General features: G+C 52.9%; 18 protein-coding genes. 5 read left to right on the top strand and 13 right to left on the bottom strand.

From position 1 onward, the window contains the following. The first annotated feature begins 31 nt into the window (after positions 1-31). Positions 32-856, top strand: a complete 825-nt coding sequence (locus ACFOUO_RS12575; RefSeq protein ID WP_380705460.1) for an ABC transporter ATP-binding protein — start codon at positions 32-34, stop codon at positions 854-856. Between the two features lie 7 nt (positions 857-863). Then, positions 864-1,637, top strand: coding sequence for a (2Fe-2S)-binding protein (locus tag ACFOUO_RS12570; protein WP_380705459.1), 774 nt, complete (start codon positions 864-866; stop codon positions 1,635-1,637). Positions 1,638-1,755: 118 nt separating this feature from the next. Here the strand turns inward: ACFOUO_RS12570 and ACFOUO_RS12565 are convergent, their stop codons facing one another. The 3 genes from ACFOUO_RS12565 to ACFOUO_RS12555 all read right to left on the bottom strand — a co-directional run bounded on the left by ACFOUO_RS12565 (position 1,756) and on the right by ACFOUO_RS12555 (position 3,834). Then, a complete protein-coding gene (locus ACFOUO_RS12565) occupies positions 1,756-2,760 on the bottom strand; it encodes an HPr family phosphocarrier protein (RefSeq protein WP_380705458.1) in 1,005 nt (334 codons plus the stop codon). 107 nt (positions 2,761-2,867) lie between these two features. Beyond that, on the bottom strand, positions 2,868-3,275 hold the full coding sequence (locus ACFOUO_RS12560; RefSeq protein ID WP_380705457.1) for a DUF6114 domain-containing protein: 408 nt from the start codon (positions 3,273-3,275) through the stop codon (positions 2,868-2,870). A gap of 16 nt (positions 3,276-3,291) precedes the next feature. Next, positions 3,292-3,834, bottom strand: a complete 543-nt coding sequence (locus tag ACFOUO_RS12555) for a DUF6230 family protein (protein ID WP_380705456.1) — start codon at positions 3,832-3,834, stop codon at positions 3,292-3,294. 388 nt (positions 3,835-4,222) lie between these two features. Here ACFOUO_RS12555 and tnpB point away from each other — a divergent pair, with 388 nt between their 5' ends. From tnpB to ACFOUO_RS12540, 3 genes are all read left to right on the top strand, one after another. Next, a complete protein-coding gene (tnpB, locus tag ACFOUO_RS12550; protein WP_380705455.1) occupies positions 4,223-5,353 on the top strand; it encodes an IS200/IS605 family element RNA-guided endonuclease TnpB in 1,131 nt (376 codons plus the stop codon). A 149-nt stretch (positions 5,354-5,502) separates the two neighbouring features. Further along, on the top strand, positions 5,503-6,696 hold the full coding sequence (locus ACFOUO_RS12545; RefSeq protein ID WP_380705454.1) for a helix-turn-helix transcriptional regulator: 1,194 nt from the start codon (positions 5,503-5,505) through the stop codon (positions 6,694-6,696). A 253-nt stretch (positions 6,697-6,949) separates the two neighbouring features. Next, positions 6,950-7,318, top strand: coding sequence for an IDEAL domain-containing protein (locus ACFOUO_RS12540; protein WP_380705453.1), 369 nt, complete (start codon positions 6,950-6,952; stop codon positions 7,316-7,318). Between the two features lie 67 nt (positions 7,319-7,385). On the opposite strand, the gene ACFOUO_RS12535 is transcribed toward ACFOUO_RS12540, so the two are convergent. From ACFOUO_RS12535 to ACFOUO_RS12490, 10 genes are all read right to left on the bottom strand, one after another. Beyond that, the gene (locus tag ACFOUO_RS12535) at positions 7,386-8,417 is read right to left on the bottom strand and encodes an acyltransferase family protein (RefSeq protein ID WP_380705452.1); all 1,032 of its coding nucleotides are present in this window, start codon (positions 8,415-8,417) and stop codon (positions 7,386-7,388) included. 108 nt (positions 8,418-8,525) lie between these two features. Beyond that, entirely contained in the window at positions 8,526-8,723 is a 198-nt protein-coding gene (locus ACFOUO_RS12530) for a YwbE family protein (protein ID WP_380705576.1), read from the bottom strand. Between the two features lie 79 nt (positions 8,724-8,802). Next, positions 8,803-10,419 (bottom strand): ABC-F family ATP-binding cassette domain-containing protein, encoded by a 1,617-nt coding sequence (locus ACFOUO_RS12525; protein WP_380705451.1) that lies wholly within the window; start codon positions 10,417-10,419, stop codon positions 8,803-8,805. Positions 10,420-11,099: 680 nt separating this feature from the next. Next, positions 11,100-12,473 (bottom strand): ethanolamine permease, encoded by a 1,374-nt coding sequence (gene eat / locus ACFOUO_RS12520; RefSeq protein WP_380705450.1) that lies wholly within the window; start codon positions 12,471-12,473, stop codon positions 11,100-11,102. Positions 12,474-12,494: 21 nt separating this feature from the next. Further along, on the bottom strand, positions 12,495-13,262 hold the full coding sequence (locus tag ACFOUO_RS12515; RefSeq protein WP_380705449.1) for an SDR family NAD(P)-dependent oxidoreductase: 768 nt from the start codon (positions 13,260-13,262) through the stop codon (positions 12,495-12,497). 23 nt (positions 13,263-13,285) lie between these two features. Further along, the gene (locus tag ACFOUO_RS12510; protein WP_380705448.1) at positions 13,286-14,686 is read right to left on the bottom strand and encodes a glutamine synthetase family protein; all 1,401 of its coding nucleotides are present in this window, start codon (positions 14,684-14,686) and stop codon (positions 13,286-13,288) included. A gap of 32 nt (positions 14,687-14,718) precedes the next feature. Next, entirely contained in the window at positions 14,719-16,173 is a 1,455-nt protein-coding gene (locus tag ACFOUO_RS12505; RefSeq protein ID WP_380705447.1) for an NAD-dependent succinate-semialdehyde dehydrogenase, read from the bottom strand. A 4-nt stretch (positions 16,174-16,177) separates the two neighbouring features. Next, complete coding sequence (locus tag ACFOUO_RS12500; protein ID WP_380705446.1) at positions 16,178-16,933, bottom strand: gamma-glutamyl-gamma-aminobutyrate hydrolase family protein; 756 nt, start codon at positions 16,931-16,933, stop codon at positions 16,178-16,180. Positions 16,934-17,029: 96 nt separating this feature from the next. Next, positions 17,030-17,614, bottom strand: a complete 585-nt coding sequence (locus ACFOUO_RS12495) for an ANTAR domain-containing response regulator (protein WP_380705445.1) — start codon at positions 17,612-17,614, stop codon at positions 17,030-17,032. Further along, the gene (locus tag ACFOUO_RS12490; RefSeq protein ID WP_380705444.1) at positions 17,580-19,028 is read right to left on the bottom strand and encodes a sensor histidine kinase; all 1,449 of its coding nucleotides are present in this window, start codon (positions 19,026-19,028) and stop codon (positions 17,580-17,582) included. The genes ACFOUO_RS12495 and ACFOUO_RS12490 overlap by 35 nt, the downstream gene beginning before the upstream one ends. Between the last annotated feature and the right edge of the window lie 38 nt (positions 19,029-19,066).

Raw genomic sequence — 19,066 nt, 5'->3', positions numbered from 1 at the left:
TCGAATCTGAGGAAACCGGGAGGGTTCGCTCTTGAAACCGACTTTAGTAACTGACAACTTGACACTGGCATACGGTTCTTCCCCTGTCATCGAAGAACTGGATCTCATTATTCCTAAGGGACAGATCACGGTCTTGGTTGGTTCCAATGGATGCGGAAAATCCACCCTGCTCCGTTCGCTTGCCCGCCTTCTGAAGCCGCAGAGCGGTTCAGTGCTCCTCAACGGCCAGGATATCACCAGCCAATCCACCCGAAAAACCGCCCGTGAGTTGGCTATCCTGCCTCAGGGGCCTGTGGCGCCGGAAGGTCTGACGGTGATGCAACTGGCCAAACAGGGTCGGTATCCTCATCAGAACTGGCTGTCCCAGTGGTCCTCGGAAGATGAAGAGATGGTGGAGTGGGCCCTGGAGGTGACCGGGATGTCCTCCCTGAAGTACCGCCCAGTCGATTCCCTGTCAGGAGGACAACGACAACGGGCATGGATCGCCATGACTCTCGCCCAGGGAACGGATATCCTGCTCCTGGACGAACCAACGACTTACCTGGACCTGACCCATCAGATCGACGTGCTGGACCTTCTCTACGACCTCAACGCCGAGGAAGGTCGGACCATTATCATGGTGCTTCACGATCTCAACCTTGCCTGCCGCTATGCTCACCATATCGTGGCTATCAGTGGAGGCAAGATCTTCGCCCAAGGGCGCCCGGAAGAGATTATCTCGGAAGAGTTAGTGCGAAACGTCTTCCGGTTGAATTGCCAGGTAATCCCCGATCCTGTCTTTGGCACCCCGATGTGCGTTCCCCACGGCAAGGGACGTCTTCTTCGCAGCAACCGACTGACGGTCGCAGGAGGATGAGGAGAAAATGATACCTGCCCAGGACCGAAACGACAAGCAAAGAAGGGCTTCTCTCACCCGTCATCCAAAACCTTTTCTTACCCTGACGGCATCAGAGTTGACCGAACCAGATCGGCGGGATGAAGTACTCGCTGCCTGGGCCCGGCGTATTGGAACGGAAGAACTTCCTGTCGCCGCTTCCATGTTAGCCAAACGATATGCCGCCCGACTGCTTTCAACAAGTCTCCATGAAATCACGCGACTAAACCGCGCCCGCAATGATGCATCGGAAAACTTACAGCTTTCTTTTGGTGAAGGATGGGAAGTAACGCTGGAATGGATGGACGGGGCCATCCATTCTTGCCCGGAAGGGGACAGAGAAGTCTGGCGGGAACAGGCGGTACGTCGTCTCTTCTCCGATAATCTGGACCGGGTGCTGGGAAGCCTGTCCCACCATGTCCCAGCTTCGATCCTATGGGAGAGCGCACGTATCTATCTTCATCACTTTTACGAGACATGGAGCCGGGAGACTGACTCCCCGGCGGAGCAGGAGCGAATTATCCGAGACTTTCGCTATCTGACGGCTTCCGGGCTCTCCTTAACCGCTGACGGCCGAACCAACCCGCTTGCAGCCGATTTCCGCTGTGCTCCCCATCCCACCAAAGCGGATCAGGAACTGCGCCTCCGGCAGACCTGTTGCCTCTATCACCGCCTTCCAGGAGCAGCCCCCTGCATTAACTGCCCCCGTGTGCAAAAGCCTGCCTGCGACAGCGGCAAAGCCCTCCTTCGTTCCCGCCCCTGAACCGGATAATAAAACGGCGATAGAGACCGGGCTGACAGCCCGGCTTTTTCATTCTTTCAACCTCTAATTCTTGCATGTATAAGGGGCTACCTTTAGAAGGTAGCCCCTTTTTAATCCGTTATTTCTCACCAAACCACTCCGCTAACTCTTTAACAGCCTTTTCCGCATCCGTCCCTTCGGCGGTGATCTCCATTTCCGTTCCGGAAAAACGCTTCATTAGGAAGACACGCCCCCAATCCTTAGCATCGTACTCCTTTTTCCCCTGGATCAGGATCACACGAGAATCGTACTTTCTCGCCTTGCCGACGATCTCAAGGGCAGGAAAATAACGCTTGAGTACCACCCTTTCTTTTTGTGGGCCCGGTTGATCTGGCCCATCACCAGGAGGCGGCTCCTTGGGCTCCTTTTCCGGTAAATCACCTTTTTCGTCCGGCTCCTCCGGCCCTTTTGATGGCTCTTCCCCTGTGCTCCCTCCCGCCTTTTTGTCGGGCTTCTTCGTCGGCTTGCCTTGTTTGGCGTCCCCGTTCTGAGCCAGCATGTCGTTGATCGTGTCTTCCGCCTTCCCCTCACCCATGGAAGAAAACCCGCGTAAATCGATGAATAGACCTCCATCGGGAGGAGCCAGGGAGACCTCTTTCCCGGCCTCCAGATCCAACGCCGGCATCCGGGCCTTTTCGGCTTCCATCTTCTCAACACGGAGATATACATCGTGAAGGACGATGGCGGGCATCAAAGAACCGATCTGCATGGGTTTTTCAAATTGGATGAAATCTCCCGGTTTGATTTTGAATCCGATTGCGCTGACATTCACTGACAAGCCTTGGATGGATACGGGACCCGGGTCCTGGATGCCTAGATTCCACCTGCTACTGCTATTTCTGTAGGATCCGGCCATCTCCATCCCAGATAGGTTGGCTTGGCGGATTTTGAGGTTTAGAACCAACCCGTGGTTGCCCTTCCTCAGACCGAGAAGCAATCCTTTGGACTCAATCCGATCCGCCCGAATAATCAGGGCTTCCGGACCACTTTCCAAGGAGCCGACAGCGGTCGAGGATGGGACCATAGCGAACAACAAAACCATAGTCAAACAGACGATGATAACGACAAACCTTTTTTTCTTCAACGATCCTCCCCCGCTTCACCACCCCGTACGGGACAAAGGCGGGTTTGACTCCTGGGACAGGTCATCCTGGCTGATATCCCAGGGGATAAATAGTTTAACCGCTGCTCTCAGACCGCCCACTTCTCCCCTTCCGGATCTCTATCCTGAACATCACTGGAAGCTTCTTTTCTATCCCATGCAACACAGAGACTTCCCCCCACGATCCCTGCCAACATCCCGAGGATCAAACCGCCAAGGGCGCCGATCAGGGAAAGGAGAGCGAGTAAGATGCCGAAAACACCGAGCAAGCGGGTATACTGAGGCATCCACCAGCCGACGAATCCACAAGCGAGGAGCAGTCCCCCAAAGAGAATACCTGTGAAGGCGAAGTTGCCCGGAACGAAAGTCAACCAGTACAATTGAAGGGGAACATATAAAGTTATCAAACCGGAAAGAATCAGCAGGATCAGTCCCGCTTTGGGACGCGCTTGTCTCACGCTTTTCTTCGTGATTATTCTCTCGGTCCCTTCTCCCATCAACCCTCTCCTCCCCTCAATCCAGTTTCTTCAGTTCCAGCTTCATACCTGGTAGTGAGATGCTGTTGTTAAAGAGGTAATGCCCCCGCATTTTCGGGTTAGTCAATACCAAATCAGGTGCATCCATCCCAAATTTTTGGCGAAAATCGTTGGACGTCTTTTCTTTAATCGTCAGCTTTTTGAAGTCATGGTCCCCGGTTAGCTTGGACATGTCCAGAACCATACCTTTGGATATGACTTCCCCCGAGGCAGTCACCAAGATACGGACTTTCCCTTGCCCTGGCATATGGAGATCTTTATACAACCTTAACCCTCGGATCTTTGCATCCATCTGAGTCGCTACCTGGGGAACCGCCTTTTTTTCACTGGTCGGTCCCACTTTGGGCAGTAATTTAAAATCAGTGATGACGATCCGATCCGCCTCGATGCTAAAACCGCCGATACCAGCAATGGGTACTGCTGCTGCTACACCGCCAGCAAACAGTCCCGAAACGATAAGAGACAATACGGTCAATGAAATCGTCAGACAGGTCCAGAACCACTTTCTGCGATACGTCAATAGAGTCACCTCGCTTTTTTAGTCGGTAAGCGGTTACCAATGGTAACCCACTCCCATTCATAAGGAGACACAAACCCTAAATGGATCAGCGATGTTCCGCCAATAATGGAATCGTATTACAATTTCGAATGTTCCGGAACCCCATGATGGCGGGTGATGCCTCCCCCTTCATCATGGGGTTATGGGGACAATTCCAGCATTCGGGTTTGAAATATTATATCTTTGCGAGCGAGAAAGCCCCTAGCTTTAGATATGGGGATGAAAGCGAGCGTTAGACGAGGGAGGGGTTCTTTTTACCCCTCTCGCAAGTCTGACCGTATTAGCTGACGGCATATGGAAGAATAGGGTATCATGATGTTAGCTATATCTCTATGGGGAGGTGAAAACCGTGCACCAAGCATTTAAATTTCGCTTGTATCCCACCAAGGAACAAGCTACGCTAATTAACAAATCCATCGGATGTAGTCGATTTGTTTTCAACCAATTCTTAGCGAAATGGAATGAAGCCTACGACAACACAGGAAAAGGTCTTACCTATGCGACGTGTTCGGCTCAACTGACCCAGCTAAAAAAAGACATCGAATGGCTGAGAGAAGTGGATTCCACGTCACTCCAGAATACGTTGAAACACCTCGCTGATTCCTTCTCCCGCTTCTTCAAAAAGCAAAATGACCGTCCTCGATTTAAAAGCAAACGAAATCGGGTGCAATCCTACACGAGTCAGTGTAACCATCCGAAAAAGGGAAAGCCCACAGTGGAAGTCGTCGCTAATCGAATCAAACTCCCGAAGCTCGGATGGGTGAAGTTCGCTAAGTCCCGTGAAGTAGAAGGGCGTATCCTTTCCGCTACGATTCGCCGCAATCCTTCGGGTAAGTACTTTGTATCCATCCTATGTGAGCGAAAGACGAGTCCATATATTCCGGTGGAAAAGGGGAAAGCCGTTGGCGTGGATTTAGGACTGAAAGACTTTGCCATCTTGAGCGATGGTACAAAGGTCAAACCCTCTCGCTATTTTCGGCAGGTTGAAAAGAAACTGGCGCAGGCACAGCGGATCATGAGCCGACGAACGAAGGGCGGTGCCAACTGGTATAAGGCACGCATCAAAGTCGCTCGCATTCATGAGAAGATCACCCACGCACGCCATGACTTCCTACATAAGCTATCTTCGAAGCTGATTCACGAAAACCAAGTGATTAGCATTGAAGACTTAGCTGTAAAGAACATGGTGAAAAACCACAAGCTAGCCAAATCCATCGCCGATGCGTCCTGGTCGGAATTTGTGGCGATGCTCACCTACAAGGCCAAATGGGTTGGAAGAACCGTGGTGAAAGTAGGTAAACAGTTTCCTTCCAGCCAGCTGTGTTCCTCCTGTGGCTACCGAAACAAAGAGGTGAAGAATCTTAACCTTCGGGATTGGAGATGCCTTGCATGTCACCAGCATCATGACCGAGACATCAACGCGGCTCGCAATATCTTGCAAGAAGGACTTCGAGTACTTGCGGTCGGGCAGACCGTTTAAGCTTGGATATGATCCTGTCAGTAGACGGGAGCTCCCAAGAATCCCCTGCCTTCAGGCATGGGGAGTGTCAAACAATACGCTTATAAACAAAAAAACGGCACAGCAACAGGGAACTTATTGATTTTGGCGGGAATGAGAGGAGGATGAAGATGCAGACCCCCGGATTTCTGAATATACCGACGGTTGGGAATCGAGAATTGCAACTGATCGTGGATACCCTAGAACAAGGCGATAGAGAAGGATTAGCAAGCTGGAAGATCAAACTGGCCATGGTCTCCTTGCCGGAAGAAGAAAAACAAGCCATCCACGACCTTTTTCTGCTTCTATGGCGCAACCTGGGATTAGCGCCTGACCACTCCTCCCACCTGACGAACAAATTCCTCCGTTTAATCCGGCGGCGTCAGCCCTTCCTGGATTCCGGTCGGGTTATCCTAACCCTCGGGCTTTTTGAAGAAATTGTGATCGGCCTTCTTGATCACAGGCGAACCGAACTGGATGTTCTCACCGGTATCCGCTGGCTTCACTCCATGGTTTTGTCCCTCGCCTTCTCGCACTTCAGTGACCAGTGTAAAAGCAGGAAAGCGTTGCAAAACAACCCTCCCGGAGACGGCGAAAACCCTGTAACCCCCTCCCCGGAGGAGGCCATCATCACTCTTGATACGTTTCTATTAGAATCCCATTCCTTGGAGGAAATTCTGACCTTATCCGTCCGCCACATTGCGGATGCAACCGGCTTTAAACGAAGCGCCCTGTTTTGGTATTCCCCCGTGACACGGACCGTAGAAGGAATCCATTCCCATCAGGTCGACCTTTCCGAAGTGCGCCGGGTACGCACCTTCGAATCGAACATTCCGGGAATCACCTGGGCCGTCCAGGAGAGTCGCCCCCTGTATGTGGCGGACGCACGGCTCCACTTTCCCCTTCACTATGTGAAACAATTCCAGCTGGAATCACTGCTGGTGGCCCCTCTTCATAGAAAGCACAATCAGCCCTTTGGTTTTCTGCTTCTGGATCGGGGCGGAGAACGCTTCGTCCCCACAACCAGGGAGATCGATCTGCTTGAACAGCTCATCTCCAGGGTTTCCCTCACCCTCCGCACCCGATTGTACGAGAGTGTGACCTTGTCGTCCTCCGCCCCCCCTGTCTCCCCTTTGCTCACCCATCGGGAACAGGAAATCCTCCAAATGATCGCTTACGGATACTCCACCCGACACATCGGGGAAACCCTTCACCTCAGCGAACATACCGCTGCCGAATACGCTCAGGCTGCTCTCAGAAAGTTGAACGCCAAGAACCGCCCGGAAGCGGTAGCCAAAGGTCTGCGACTGGGCTTAATCAAGTAGGTCATCCTGGAAATCTCTCAGACGAGGATTAAAGGGAGAAAAAACCGGGAATGATAGTACTAGAATCAAAGGAAGAGGTTCCCACCAGCAGGAACTGGACAAAGGGGTTGACGTAAGAAGTTCCGCCCCCTATAATGACAGGAATACCGGATGGATCCGTTCGTTCCTATTATTTACACCCCCGCTGTTTATAAAAGAGATTCCAGTTGTCCGCAGAATCGACAAACCTCTTGCAGAAAAGGCGGTGTAGACCATGGAAACCTTGCTGAATCACCCGTTTCAAGTTGGCGATTGGGTGAAGGGCAAAACCGAAAACGATGAGCTGTTTCAAGGATATATTGAATCAATCGATTCCCAACAAGGCACCATCGCAGTGCGTGTTACCCAATCTGACAATACCAATATGGTCGGAAAGGTGACCCATAGCATCCCCGACCGGATCAAATATCTAGAAGACACTCCCCTTGACCAAGAGGGTCATTTCCTCAATTTCATCGATCTCGCTCTTACCACTAAGGATAAAAAATGGTTCATGAAATTGACTGATAAGCTAAACGACCTTCGCCAGCAAGAAGCGGAAGCCGATGAAAGCCTGGGTGAAAACACCCGAATTACCGGTTAAACTGCGGAGTTCCTCCATTCACAAAGACCCTCTCCCACCATGGGAGAGGGCCCTGCAAACCAGCCCGTCAACCGGTTACGGAGGCGGGTTTTTTTCTGTTTTGAAGCAAAAAGTTGAGCAATGGCTTCTCCACGATTAAGTACAAGAGACATCCGATTGCTGCAGCGAGGAAAGCCATAAGCATGGTTGTAGCCGCAGGGCTTATCATCCGGGTTAAACCCGCCTCGGTGTACCCCTGATAAAGGAGGGCCAGCACCGGATAATGGGTGAGAAACAGGGTGTAGGAGGCCCGGCCTAGGAAATTTATCCAGCCCGGAATCACTCGTTCCCTTCCGCTCTCCAGGAGAGCCAACCCAAAAAGAACCGTTGCTGCGGGGATTCCAAATTCGTATAGTTCGTCGATCGGGACCCACCCCTTCACCTTGTTGAACCAAGTGAGGACTAAACCAGCTAGCCCTGCCCCGACCAATACCTGGGGATAAGGGATTTCTATCTTTTTCACTAGGTAGGCGATGAAACCGCCAGCAAAGAAATACAGATGGTATTTGCTGAACACGAACGCCAGCACCGAATGGCCTTCGAAAATTCCGTGGGTAAAATGGATCAGGATGATCATGAACCACAGAGAAAGGAGGACCGTCCCCCGCCCTTTTCCCACCAAGAGGACCAAACCGAAAACAGCATAAAACAGTAAAAAGTAACTCAGTACCGAAGCCGGCGGGTTTACCCCATTGGAGATGGGCATGAGAAAAAAAGATCGGATGTAATCTGCGAGCTCCAGTTTTTCCCCAGTAAAAAAAGCGGCAAAGGGAACCATCGGGATAAAGATGTACCAGTAGGTAGGGTAAATGCGGAAAAGCCGATTCCGAAAAAAATGTCTAGCTGCGGCAAAATCTCCGATACGATGCTGATAGGTGTGAAAAAGGACAAATCCGCTCAAAATCAGAAAGTAATCCATCGCCCCTGATCGCACTGGGGTATCCCAGCCGAAGGGACCGGATTTCCAAAACTGAACCCCCATATGATGGGCATTGAAAAGGATCATGAGCAGACAAAAAAAGCCACGAGAAGCATGGAGCAGGTTCCATTTCTTTTTCATGGGTGGATTTTCCTCCGAAAAAGATTTCCTTTACCATTATGGCAAGGCTTTCCGTTTCATACAACGGGGGAACCCCTCTTTTTTTGTAAAAAGAATGATTTTTCCTGTTCAGGTTTCCAGGATTTCCTTCACTCGACCTACTTGACCATCTTCTAATCTCACTTTGATTCCATGGGGATGGGTCGAGGATTTCGTCAAGATATCTTTGACGACTCCCCGGGTCCGCTTCCCCGTTCGTTGATCCGCCTTTAACACGATATCTACTACCTGGCCAGGACGGATCGCATTCCGGCTTTTTCCGTCGATGATTGCCACCTCCTTCAGATTTCACGATAAAAAAAGACCGCCGCCACCCGGATACCCGACGGCAGGCAGTCGATCATTCTCAGGTGTACATACCCTGAACGCGCTCCTGAAGCGCCCCATCTTCTAGATATTCGTCATACGTGGTCATCTTGTCCACCAAGCCCGCCGGTGTGATCTCCATGATTCGGTTAGCAACAGTCTGGATCAACTGGTGGTCATGGGTGGTGAACAGGATGGTACCCGGGAACTCTTCCAACCCCTTGTTAAGAGCCGTGATCGCCTCCATGTCTAGGTGGTTGGTCGGCTCATCCAAAATTAGCACATTGGAGCCGGAGAGCATCATCCGAGACAACATGCAACGCACTTTTTCGCCTCCGGAGAGGACATGGGCCTTCTTCAACACCTCTTCACCGGAAAAGAGCATCCGACCGAGAAAACCACGGATGAAGGTTTCCGATTGATCCGAGGAAAACTGACGCAACCAGTCAACCAGACTCAGGTCGACACCATCGAAGTAAGCATTGTGGTCCTTGGGGAAATAGGACTGGCTGGTGGTGACCCCCCAATGATACTCCCCAGCGTCCGGCTCCAACTCTCCGACGAGAATCTGGAACAGAGTCGTCTTGGCAAGGCCGTCAGGACCGACGAAAGCCACTTTATCCCCCTTGTTGATAGTAAAAGAGAGATTGTCCAGCACCTTTTCCCCGTCCACCGTCTTGGAAAGCCCTTCTACTCGCAGGAGATCGTTGCCTGCTTCGCGTTCCGGCTCAAAATGGATAAAAGGATATCGCCGGGAGGAAGGTTGAATATCCTCCGGGGTCAGTTTTTCCAGCATTTTTTTACGGGAGGTCGCCTGCCGCGCCTTGGACTTATGCGCGCTGAAACGAGCAATAAACGTTTCCAGCTGTTTCCGCTTCTCTTCGACCTTTTTGTTCTTCTCTTTGGCCAGGGAGAGAGCTAATTGGCTCGATTCAAACCAGAAGTCGTAGTTGCCCACGTACAGTTTGATTTCGCCGTAATCGATATCCGCCATATGAGTACAAACCGTATTCAAGAAGTGGCGGTCGTGGGAGACCACAATCACCGTGTTCTCAAAGTTGAGCAGAAAATCTTCCAACCACCGAATGGCATGGATGTCCAGATGGTTGGTCGGCTCGTCGAGGAGTAGGATATCGGGCTGACCGAACAGGGCTTGGGCCAGGAGCACCTTAACCTTGTCGTTTCCGTCCAGATCCTTGAGCTTCCGGTGGTGAAGCGGCTCGGGAATTCCTAGGCCGGAGAGGAGCTGGGCCGCTTCGGGTTCGGCCTCCCACCCATTCAATTCGGCGAACTCCCCTTCCAGCTCAGCCGCCTTTACACCGTCTTCATCGGAAAAGTCCGGCTTAGCATAGAGAGCGTCCTTTTCCTTCATAATTTCATAGAGCCTCTCGTGGCCCATGATGACGGTCTCCAGCACTTCATGTTCCTCGTATTGAAAGTGATCCTGCTTCAACACCGCCAGCCGCTGGCCGGAGGTGATATTTACTTCTCCCTTGTTGGGCTCAATCTCCCCCGCCAAGATCTTTAAAAAGGTCGACTTCCCCGCCCCGTTAGCGCCGATCAGGCCGTAACAGTTGCCGGGAGTGAACTTGATATTCACATCTTCAAACAGCTTCCGCCCGCCATACCGCAGGCCGACACCTTGTACTGTAATCATAACAACATTCGTCCTCCAAACATGCTAAACTCCTCCTATTTTAACATGCAGAAGGAGGGTTGGGGGCCGTTCTTTGCAATATGTCCATTTTGGACAACTCTCTAAAACGGCATACGAAAAAGTCTGCCTGGCACTCAGCCTCAGACGGTTCCATAATGTGATGGAACCTGCCTTATTTTTTAGGACTAAAAAGTGAAAGTAACCGATCAATCAACCAGTAGACAAAGGCGATCACCGAAGAAACAATATAGAAATGAACGCTATTATAATACATTTCTACATGATTTAAATTAAAATCAAAAGCAAAAAACACCATAATGAACAAGGGGTAAATAAACACACCTAACCAATGTAACAAGTAAGAGAGAAATATGTTATTATTTGTCAACCTTTCTGCATGATATGAAACAACCCCTCCATATATCACAACAGATGGAAAAACGAACAGATTCAGATAGCTAAAAGGATTTCCTTGAATAATAATGATGATGAAACAAACAATACCTGTTACTAATTTTCTGGTGAATATATTCATCTCTCATCCCCTTGAAACTTCATTGCCGTTTCATAATACCTTATCACTCTCAATAAAATCTATGACCACTTTTGGACCATCGCATAAAAAAGCCGCTCCTTTATCTTAAGGAACGACTCTTTGATAGAAGAACCCGCGCTATTCTTCACCCTACCCCTCTCTCGCCCCCGGTTGATCCAAACTCCTCCGCCAGCGGGCGTAAGTGGGTACTTCCCCGTGCTCCGTAATAGACGATGACTAGGAGGAAGGTGCCGAGGATGACGGCGATGAGGGGAACATGGAAGCCCAGGATGGGCAAGCGGGTGGTGAGGACGGAGTAACGGATGACGCTGTAGAGCGATAACAGGCCCAGAGCAAGAGCGATGCCGGGGACAAGAGGATACGAAACCTTGAAGGGGCGCTCCAGATACGGCTCTTTTTTGCGTAAGACAAAGAGGGAGATCATACTCAAACAATACATCAAGACCGCACCAAAGACCGACAGGATGATGAGGGCATTAGCGAAGTCAGCGGAAGCGGCGCAGACGACCCCGATTAATCCGGGAACGATCAATCCCCAGTGGGGGACTTTATGCCGATTGAGACGAGAAAGGAAACGAGGCAAGTAGCCCGCTCGAGAAAGGGCGAAGGTCTGGCGGGAATAGCCGATGATGATGCCGTGCAAGCTGGCGATCAGTCCCGCCAATCCGATCACGGCCACTGTGGTCGGAAGGAAAGAACCGCTCCCGTAAACCCCTGTTAGAGCTTGGGGCAGCGGGTAGTCAGCAGGGGTGCCTTTTCCTCCGCCAAGACCGGCGGTGATGAAAAGGGTACCCCCGGTGCAGACGGCCAAGGTCAGGATCCCTGAGATAAAACCTTTGGGGATATCCTTTTTGGGGTTTTCCACTTCTTCCGCAGCCATCGCACCGCCTTCCACAGCCAGGTAAAACCAGACGGCGAAGGGGATGGCGGCCAACACCCCCGTCCATCCTCCCTTCATGGCATTCCCGTCTAGGATGTTGGCTAACTCCACCTTGGGCAGTCCGGCACCGAAATAGATGGCTAGCCCGACCAGAGCGAGGATGGTCGCCACCATCTCGATCAGGGCCGCTCCCTTGACTCCGATCAGGTTGATCAGGATGAAGAAGACAAAGACAATCACGGTTCCGTATAGGGTGGGGATGGAGGGAATGAGGAAGTGGATATAGGCGCCGGTGGAAACCGCAATGGCCGGTGGGGCAAAGACAAATTCAAACAGGACAGCTAGCCCCGTCAGATATCCCATAAAGGGGCCCATCGCTCTGCGGGCGTAGGCGGAAGGCCCACCCGCATGGGGAATCGATGTGGACAGCTCCGAGTAGCTAAAGATGAACGTCGTATAGAAAAGGGTAATGATCAGGGCGGCAATCGCCAGCCCGAGGGTCCCACCCTTCTCAAACCCGTAGTTCCAACCGAAATATTGTCCCGAGATGACCATCCCAACCGTAATCCCCCACAGATGAATCGGCTTCAGCGCTTTCCTCAACCCTTTGTTTTCCATCAGCCTTCCCCCACTTTCCATTTAAAAGTAGTTGCTGGTAATTCCCCCATCGATTTGGATAATCGCCCCGTTGGTCCAGTCCGCTTCATCAGAGGCCAAGTAAACGGCACAGTGGACGATATCCTCCGCCCTGCCGAAGCGACCGCTCGGCTGGCGGCTGAGTCGGAGTTGCCGTGCCTGTTCATCCTTTAACAGCCACTCGGTCATCAGGGGGGTCTCAATTGGCCCTGGGCAGATGGCATTGCTGCGAATCCCTTTCGGACGGAACTGAATTGCTAGGGACTTGGTTAGGGAGATGACCGCCCCCTTGGAGGCAGTGTAAGCGTCCTGGGGAACACTACATCCCATAGAGGCGACGAAAGAAGCGATGTTAATGATGGAACCCCGCTGCCTCTGGGCCATCTGGGGAATGACATACTTGCACATGAAGTAAATCCCCTTGACGTTGATGCTGAAGACCCGATCCCAAACTGCTTCATCGGTATCGATCACCGAATGGTCCTCCGCCGGCATAATACCTGCATTGTTGTAGAGAACCTCCGGTGGGCCGAAGGAATCGTAAGCCTTCTCCACCGCCTCTTTGACACTCTCCTCCTTGGAAACGTCACAAGCGAAGTACTCAGCAGACCCACCTGCTTCACGGATCTCCTCTGCCGTCTCCTTGCCGGAGGTCTCATCGATTTCCAGGACGGCCACTTTCGCTCCCTCCGCTGCGAACATCCGGGCGGCGGTTTTTCCCATGCCGCTCCCCGCCCCGGTAATTAGGCAGGCTTTTTCTTGTAGGCGCATACTTCTCCCTCCTCCTAATTTCATCAGCCCTGTTCGAAATACCGGGCCCTCTCCCAATTGGTTACAACCGTGTCATAAGCTTGTTGTTCCAGCTTTGCCGCATGTCCGTAATGATAGTGAACACTTTCTCCCAGCACCTTGTTCACGATTTCGCTCTCTTCCCAGCATTGGATCGCTTCATAGAGAGAGCCGGGAATCCGAGCGACCCCCTTTCCTTCGTAGGCGTTTCCCTTGAACTCCTCCGGCAGCTCCAGTTCCCGCTCGATTCCTTCCAACCCTGCCCCGATCATAGCCGCATAGGCAAGGTAAGGGTTGATGTCCGCTCCCGTGATCCGGTTCTCGAAGCGCAGGCTGTTTCCGCTGCCAACGATCCGATATCCAGCAGAACGGTTGTCCCGGCTCCAAACGATATGGACGGGGGCCCAGCTTTCATGGGCGAAACGCTTGTAGGAGTTGACATTGGGGGCGAAGAGAAGAGAGAAGTCCCGGGTATAAGCCATGACACCGGCCAGAAACTGACGCATCGTCTCTGACATGTTGAAAAGCTCATCCCCCGGCTGGTGGAAACGATTCTCCTCTCCCTCCAGGTCGCGGCAGCTGAGATGGATATGACCACTGGAGCCGGTCCAACGATGGTCCGGTTTTGCCATAAATGTGAGAGAATACCCTTCCTGGATACTGATTTCCTTCGCTCCGTGCTTAAACAGCACGTGCCGGTCCGCCGAAGAGAGAGCGTCAGCATACCCGATATTCACCTCGTGTTGGCCGATCCAGGCTTCCCCCTTGGAAGACTCAATGGGAATGCCGGATTCGATCATCCATTTGCGAAGTTTATAGTAGACTGGCTCATTCCGGGTCGCCTGAAGAAGGTTGTAGTCTTCGTTATAATGACCGGCAGCCCGGATCAATTCATACCCCTTCCCGTGGACCTCTTCGTAAGAATCTTTTAACAGATAAAACTCCAGCTCACTGGCCATAAAGGGACGGAGGCCCTTCTTCTCCGCCTGTTCGATCTGCCGCTTCAGTACACTGCGCGGGGCAATTTCAATCATCCTTCCGCTCTCTTCATCCACGGCATCCGCCAACACCAACGCTGTTTTCTCCAGCCAGGGGATCCGCCTTGCGGTATTCCAGTCGGGACGGGCCAGCCAGTCGCCGTATCCGCCATTCCAGTTCATCTCCTGGAAGCCTCCCGGGGTGTTCATCTCCATATCGGTTCCCAACAAATAATTACAGAAGTGAGTCCCGTGGTCGATGGCGCTCTCCAAGAAAAACTCCCCCGTCAGCCGCTTCCCCATCAGTCTTCCCTGCATGTCGCAGATCGCGATGATGACGGTGTCGATGTGTCCGTCGCGGATGAGCCCCTCCAGTTCTCCCTTGGACAGAAGGCCCTTTTTTTGTACGGTCGGCACAGCACGCTGCATATCGTATCTCTCCCTTCGCAAATAACGTCCCGTCAGTCCAGCATGGTGGAGATGAACTTCAATTCAAGAAATTCCTCCAACCCATAAAGACCGCCTTCTCGCCCCAGCCCGCTCTCCTTGATCCCGCCGAAAGGCGCCTGAGGGAAACTGAGCGAGGTGCCATTGACACCCACCATTCCAGCTTCCAATCCTTCAGTCAAACGGTGAATCCGTCCCCCGTCCCGGGTGAATAAATAGGCTGCCAATCCGTAGGGAGTCCCGTTGGCCCGCCGGACTGCTTCTTCTTCGATGCGAAAGGTGAGGATCGGGGCGACAGGGCCAAAGACCTCATCCCGCGTCAGATCCATCCGATCATCCACCTCGGTCAGAACGGTGGGTCGATAAAAATGCCCGTTGGAATACTCTCCTTCCAGCAAAGGTTCTCCGCCGTATCGGAGACGGGCTCCCTTGTTTACAGCATCATCCACCAAAGCTTGCACCTTGTGACAAGCCCTCTGATTGATCAGGGGGCCGACATGGCACTCCGTTTCCGTTCCCCTTCCCACCCGAAGAGCTTTCACCCTGGCGAGGATTCGTTCGGTCAGTTCTTCCCGAACCGGTTCCTGGACGAAGATAAGGTTGATGCCGTTGCACATCTGGCCACCGTTCTCAAATTTATTGGCGACGATTGCATCCGCTGCTCGATCCAGGTCCGCATCCTCGAAAACGAGGGCTGGAGCATTCCCGCCCAATTCCAGGGAAACCCGTTTCACATGCTCCGCCGCTTTTTTCATCAATTCCTTGCCGACACCCGTCGAGCCGGTGAACGAGATTTTTCTTACCCGGTAATCCCCTAACCAAGTATCACCAATGGAGGCCGCATCTCCCGTCACCAGATTGGCCGCCCCGTGAGGAAGATTGGTCTCCATCAGCAGCTCGAACAGCGCCGAAGCGATCAGGGGCGTCTCTTTGGCAGGCTTCAGCACCACCGTGCACCCCGCAGCTAACGCTGGTGCCGCTTTGCGGGTCACCATCGCGGCCGGGTAGTTCCAAGGAGTAATCAGCGCTGCCACTCCCACCGGTTGCCGAAGAACTGTCATCTGCTGGTTTTCCTTAGCAGGAGGAAGCACTTCCCCGCTGATCCGCTTCGCTTCCTCGCCGTACCACTCCACGAACTCCGCTGCGGTCTCCACTTCTCCTAGAGCCTCGGCAACGGGTTTTCCCTGCTCCTGGGACAACAGTTTTGCAAGCTCCGCTCGGTGATCTAGAATACGATTCGCCCAATCCTTCAAGACCTGGCCCCGTTCCCGAGGGAGCCGTCTCGACCACGCCGGAAATGCCTCCGAAGCCGTGTCCACTGCCTCCCGGGCCAGTTCCACCCCACCCCGGGGAACACACCCAATTACCCGCCCATCTGCAGGATCCGTCACTTCGATGGTCTCCGGGAGGGTCCGTTTTCGGCCCGCAACCCAGCAAACTCCTTCATGCGTCCATGATTTTCGTGTCATACCGTCATCCTCCCCGTTCCAATATCCGTGCGATTAACCAATGAAAAGGGATCATCCCCCGTTCGTTTTGTACAGCCATCGTCTCCGGATGCCATTGGATCGCCAATACCTGGGGATGATCAGGGTGACGCAGGCTCTCCACCACGCCGTCTTCGGCCACAGCCGCCACCTCCAGCCCCATTCCCACCTCCTTTACAACTTGATGATGATAGCTGTTCGTCTCGATTTCATCCGTCTGGAACCATTGTTTCAGCTCCTTTCCCTTCAGAGTGACCCGATGCGCCGGGTACCAGCGGGGCGCTCGATGGAACTGGTGGCAAAGAGACCCGCCGGGAATATCGGATACGTCCTTATACAGGGTCCCGCCAAAGGCAATGTTGAGAAGCTGCATACCACGGCAGACAGCCAGCACAGGCAGTCCTTGATCCATCGCCTCTCGAAGCAAAGCCAGTTCGAACTGATCCCGTTCCGGAACTAGGGTCCAGCAGCGCATATCGGGACGCTCTCCATACAAAGAAGGATCGATGTCCTCCCCGCCACTTAGGAGCAACCCGTCCAACTGGGCGATTATTCCTTTTGCCTCCCTCGGATCGAGGACGGGCAGTCCGATGGGAAGACCTCCCGCCTTTCCAACAGCCTGAATATAATCATGGCCGACGACATGGAAGCCTTGGCCCGGCAACCCCCGAAATGTTCCTCCATGTCCCTCCTCTCCCCGGACATGGTAACCGGTCAGACCGATCAACGGTTTTCGTTTCAATCCGCCCCCTCCTGTCTCCCTCGTTGCAAACAAAACGGCACCCTGAAATACGCAATGTATTTCTTCGGCGCCGTTGCCTCGTTCAGTATTTACTTATCAGGCCGATCCCTTGACGTCCCCTCCCAGGATTCGGCGGGACAGTTCTTCGATGGGAACCCTTTTTTCCATGCTCTCACACCGTAATGCATGATAGGCCTCTTCTTCTGACCAACCGTTCTGTTCCATCAACTTTCCTTTCGCCCGCTCCACCCGCTTGCGGGTCTCCAGCTTGGCCTCCAAGCCGGAGATTTCCCCCTGCAAATCATGGATACGTCGGGCTTGTCCGAGGGAAACCTCCACGGCAGGAATTAGTTGGGACTTACGGATTGGCTTTACAAGATAGCCGGTGACAAAGGATTGCTTCGCTTCTTCGATGAAATCCTTCTGGCTGTATGCCGTCAACAATAGGACTGGAATCCCGAGGGATCGGCTAATGATTCGGGCCGCCTTCAGGCCGTTCATCTTCGGCATCTTGATGTCCATAATTACCAAGTCAGGCCGAATGGTGTGAGCTAGTTCCAGGGCTTTGTCACCGTCCCCGGCTTCACCGGCTACTACGTACCCTGATTCTTTGAGCATCTCTCTCAGGTCCATCCGCAGAATGGATTCATCCTCCGCCAGTAGAATCCTGGGTTTGTTCATGGGACCCCTCCTCCAAGGGAATATACAGCATCGCCGTCGTGCCCTTTCCCTTCGAATGAAGCTTGAAAGCGCCAGCCAGATCATGCTCCGTCAAATTCCGTACAATTTGGAGACCGAGGCTTTCCGGAATCTCTCCTCGTTCCGGCAATCCCGAACCGTTATCCGCGATCCGGATAAGCACCCCTTCTCCCCTCTGCTTCACCGATACGGTAATTTCCCCGGATGATCGACTGCGGAAAGCATGTTCTACAGCATTCTGGATCAACTCGTTAGTGATCAGGGCCAGAGAGACCGCCTTCTCGGAGGGAAGAAGGGTGGACGGACCGCTGCATGTGAAGCGGATCTCCTGGTCAGCCGGTCCGTTAACAGCCAGCATACTCCCAATCTTCTCCACCATCTCCAAAAGCTCTACTTTCTCCAGACCCGTATCGGAAAAGATCTCGTGAACGGAGGCGATGCTGAGGATCCGATGAAGCCCTTCCCTTAAGACCGCCTCCGCTTCTGGAGGCACCCCCCGTCTCATCTGAAGCCGAAGCAGGCTGGCAATCATCTGGAGGTTGTTCTTTACCCGGTGGTGGATTTCTCGGATCACCGTCGACTTCACCATCAACTGCCGTTCTTTTTCCTTCAGCTCCGTCAGGTCGCGAATGGAAAGCAGTGTCCCAACCCGGCTGTGATCTCGATGAAGACCGACTCCCTTGATCGCATAGGCCTTCCCATCGAGATGCCGCTCCCCGTAAAAAACCTTATGGCCCTGATAGGGGACATCTTCCAGGAAGCAAAGCCTCTCGTCGATCTGCTCCCCAATCACTTCCCCGCAACCGCCCCATTCTGCCACCAGGTTGATCCCTTGTGAATTGGCATAAACCACCCGCCCATGGGGATCGACGAGGTACAGGGATTCCTGCACGATATCAGAAAAAAAAGATTTCTCCTCTGTCAGTTCCATCAAAGTGAGACTCAGTTGCTCCGTGGTATCGGTCAGCGCCTGAAGCTGCACCTCATTCATCAATTGATCGCTGATGTCCTGTTCCATGATCAGCGAACCAATGGTTTTTCCCGCGGCATTTTTAATGGGGACTACACTCTGTTTGGCTGACTTCCCTTCCTGGGTGATCGCCCGGTTACGAATCGCGGGCTCCCCGGTTCGATGCGCTAGGCTGACAGCCGGCTCATAGGATTCATAAGCAAACTGCCCAACCACCGACCCCTTATACAGCGAGCGAGCCGTACGCGGGCTGGCTTCCGCCACGACCACTGCATGGGGCCCCTCTCCCACCGGACAATCGATAAACACATTGGCCTGGGCCAAATCGGCAATAACGGGCAGGTGACGGGCCAAATCGGTGATCCGGGCGATATCTTCCTCCTCCAAACGGGTATGCTCCCGACAAATCGTCTCCGGGTTTTTCAATCGAACGGATCACCCCTTTTCGGCAAAAAGGTGCCCCC

Source organism: Salinithrix halophila (assembly GCF_042650125.1).
In the GTDB taxonomy this organism is placed as follows: Bacteria; Bacillota; Bacilli; order Thermoactinomycetales; family DSM-45169; genus Salinithrix; species Salinithrix halophila.
The sequence above is the reverse complement of the archived record's forward strand: the minus strand, read 5'-3'. Positions and strand labels throughout refer to the sequence as shown.

Bases quoted from the DNA above. Each gene is read 5' to 3' on its own strand.
- ACFOUO_RS12540 (WP_380705453.1), top strand. From the start codon at position 6,950: ATGGAAACCTTGCTGAATCACCCGTTTCAAGTTGGCGATTGGGTGAAG.
- ACFOUO_RS12560 (WP_380705457.1), bottom strand. From the start codon at position 3,275: ATGGGAGAAGGGACCGAGAGAATAATCACGAAGAAAAGCGTGAGACAA.
- ACFOUO_RS12535 (WP_380705452.1), bottom strand. From the start codon at position 8,417: ATGAAAAAGAAATGGAACCTGCTCCATGCTTCTCGTGGCTTTTTTTGT.
- ACFOUO_RS12570 (WP_380705459.1), top strand. From the start codon at position 864: ATGATACCTGCCCAGGACCGAAACGACAAGCAAAGAAGGGCTTCTCTC.
- ACFOUO_RS12495 (WP_380705445.1), bottom strand. From the start codon at position 17,614: ATGAACAAACCCAGGATTCTACTGGCGGAGGATGAATCCATTCTGCGG.
- ACFOUO_RS12505 (WP_380705447.1), bottom strand. From the start codon at position 16,173: ATGACACGAAAATCATGGACGCATGAAGGAGTTTGCTGGGTTGCGGGC.
- ACFOUO_RS12515 (WP_380705449.1), bottom strand. From the start codon at position 13,262: ATGCGCCTACAAGAAAAAGCCTGCCTAATTACCGGGGCGGGGAGCGGC.
- ACFOUO_RS12510 (WP_380705448.1), bottom strand. From the start codon at position 14,686: ATGCAGCGTGCTGTGCCGACCGTACAAAAAAAGGGCCTTCTGTCCAAG.
- eat (WP_380705450.1), bottom strand. From the start codon at position 12,473: ATGGAAAACAAAGGGTTGAGGAAAGCGCTGAAGCCGATTCATCTGTGG.
- ACFOUO_RS12525 (WP_380705451.1), bottom strand. From the start codon at position 10,419: ATGATTACAGTACAAGGTGTCGGCCTGCGGTATGGCGGGCGGAAGCTG.
- ACFOUO_RS12545 (WP_380705454.1), top strand. From the start codon at position 5,503: ATGCAGACCCCCGGATTTCTGAATATACCGACGGTTGGGAATCGAGAA.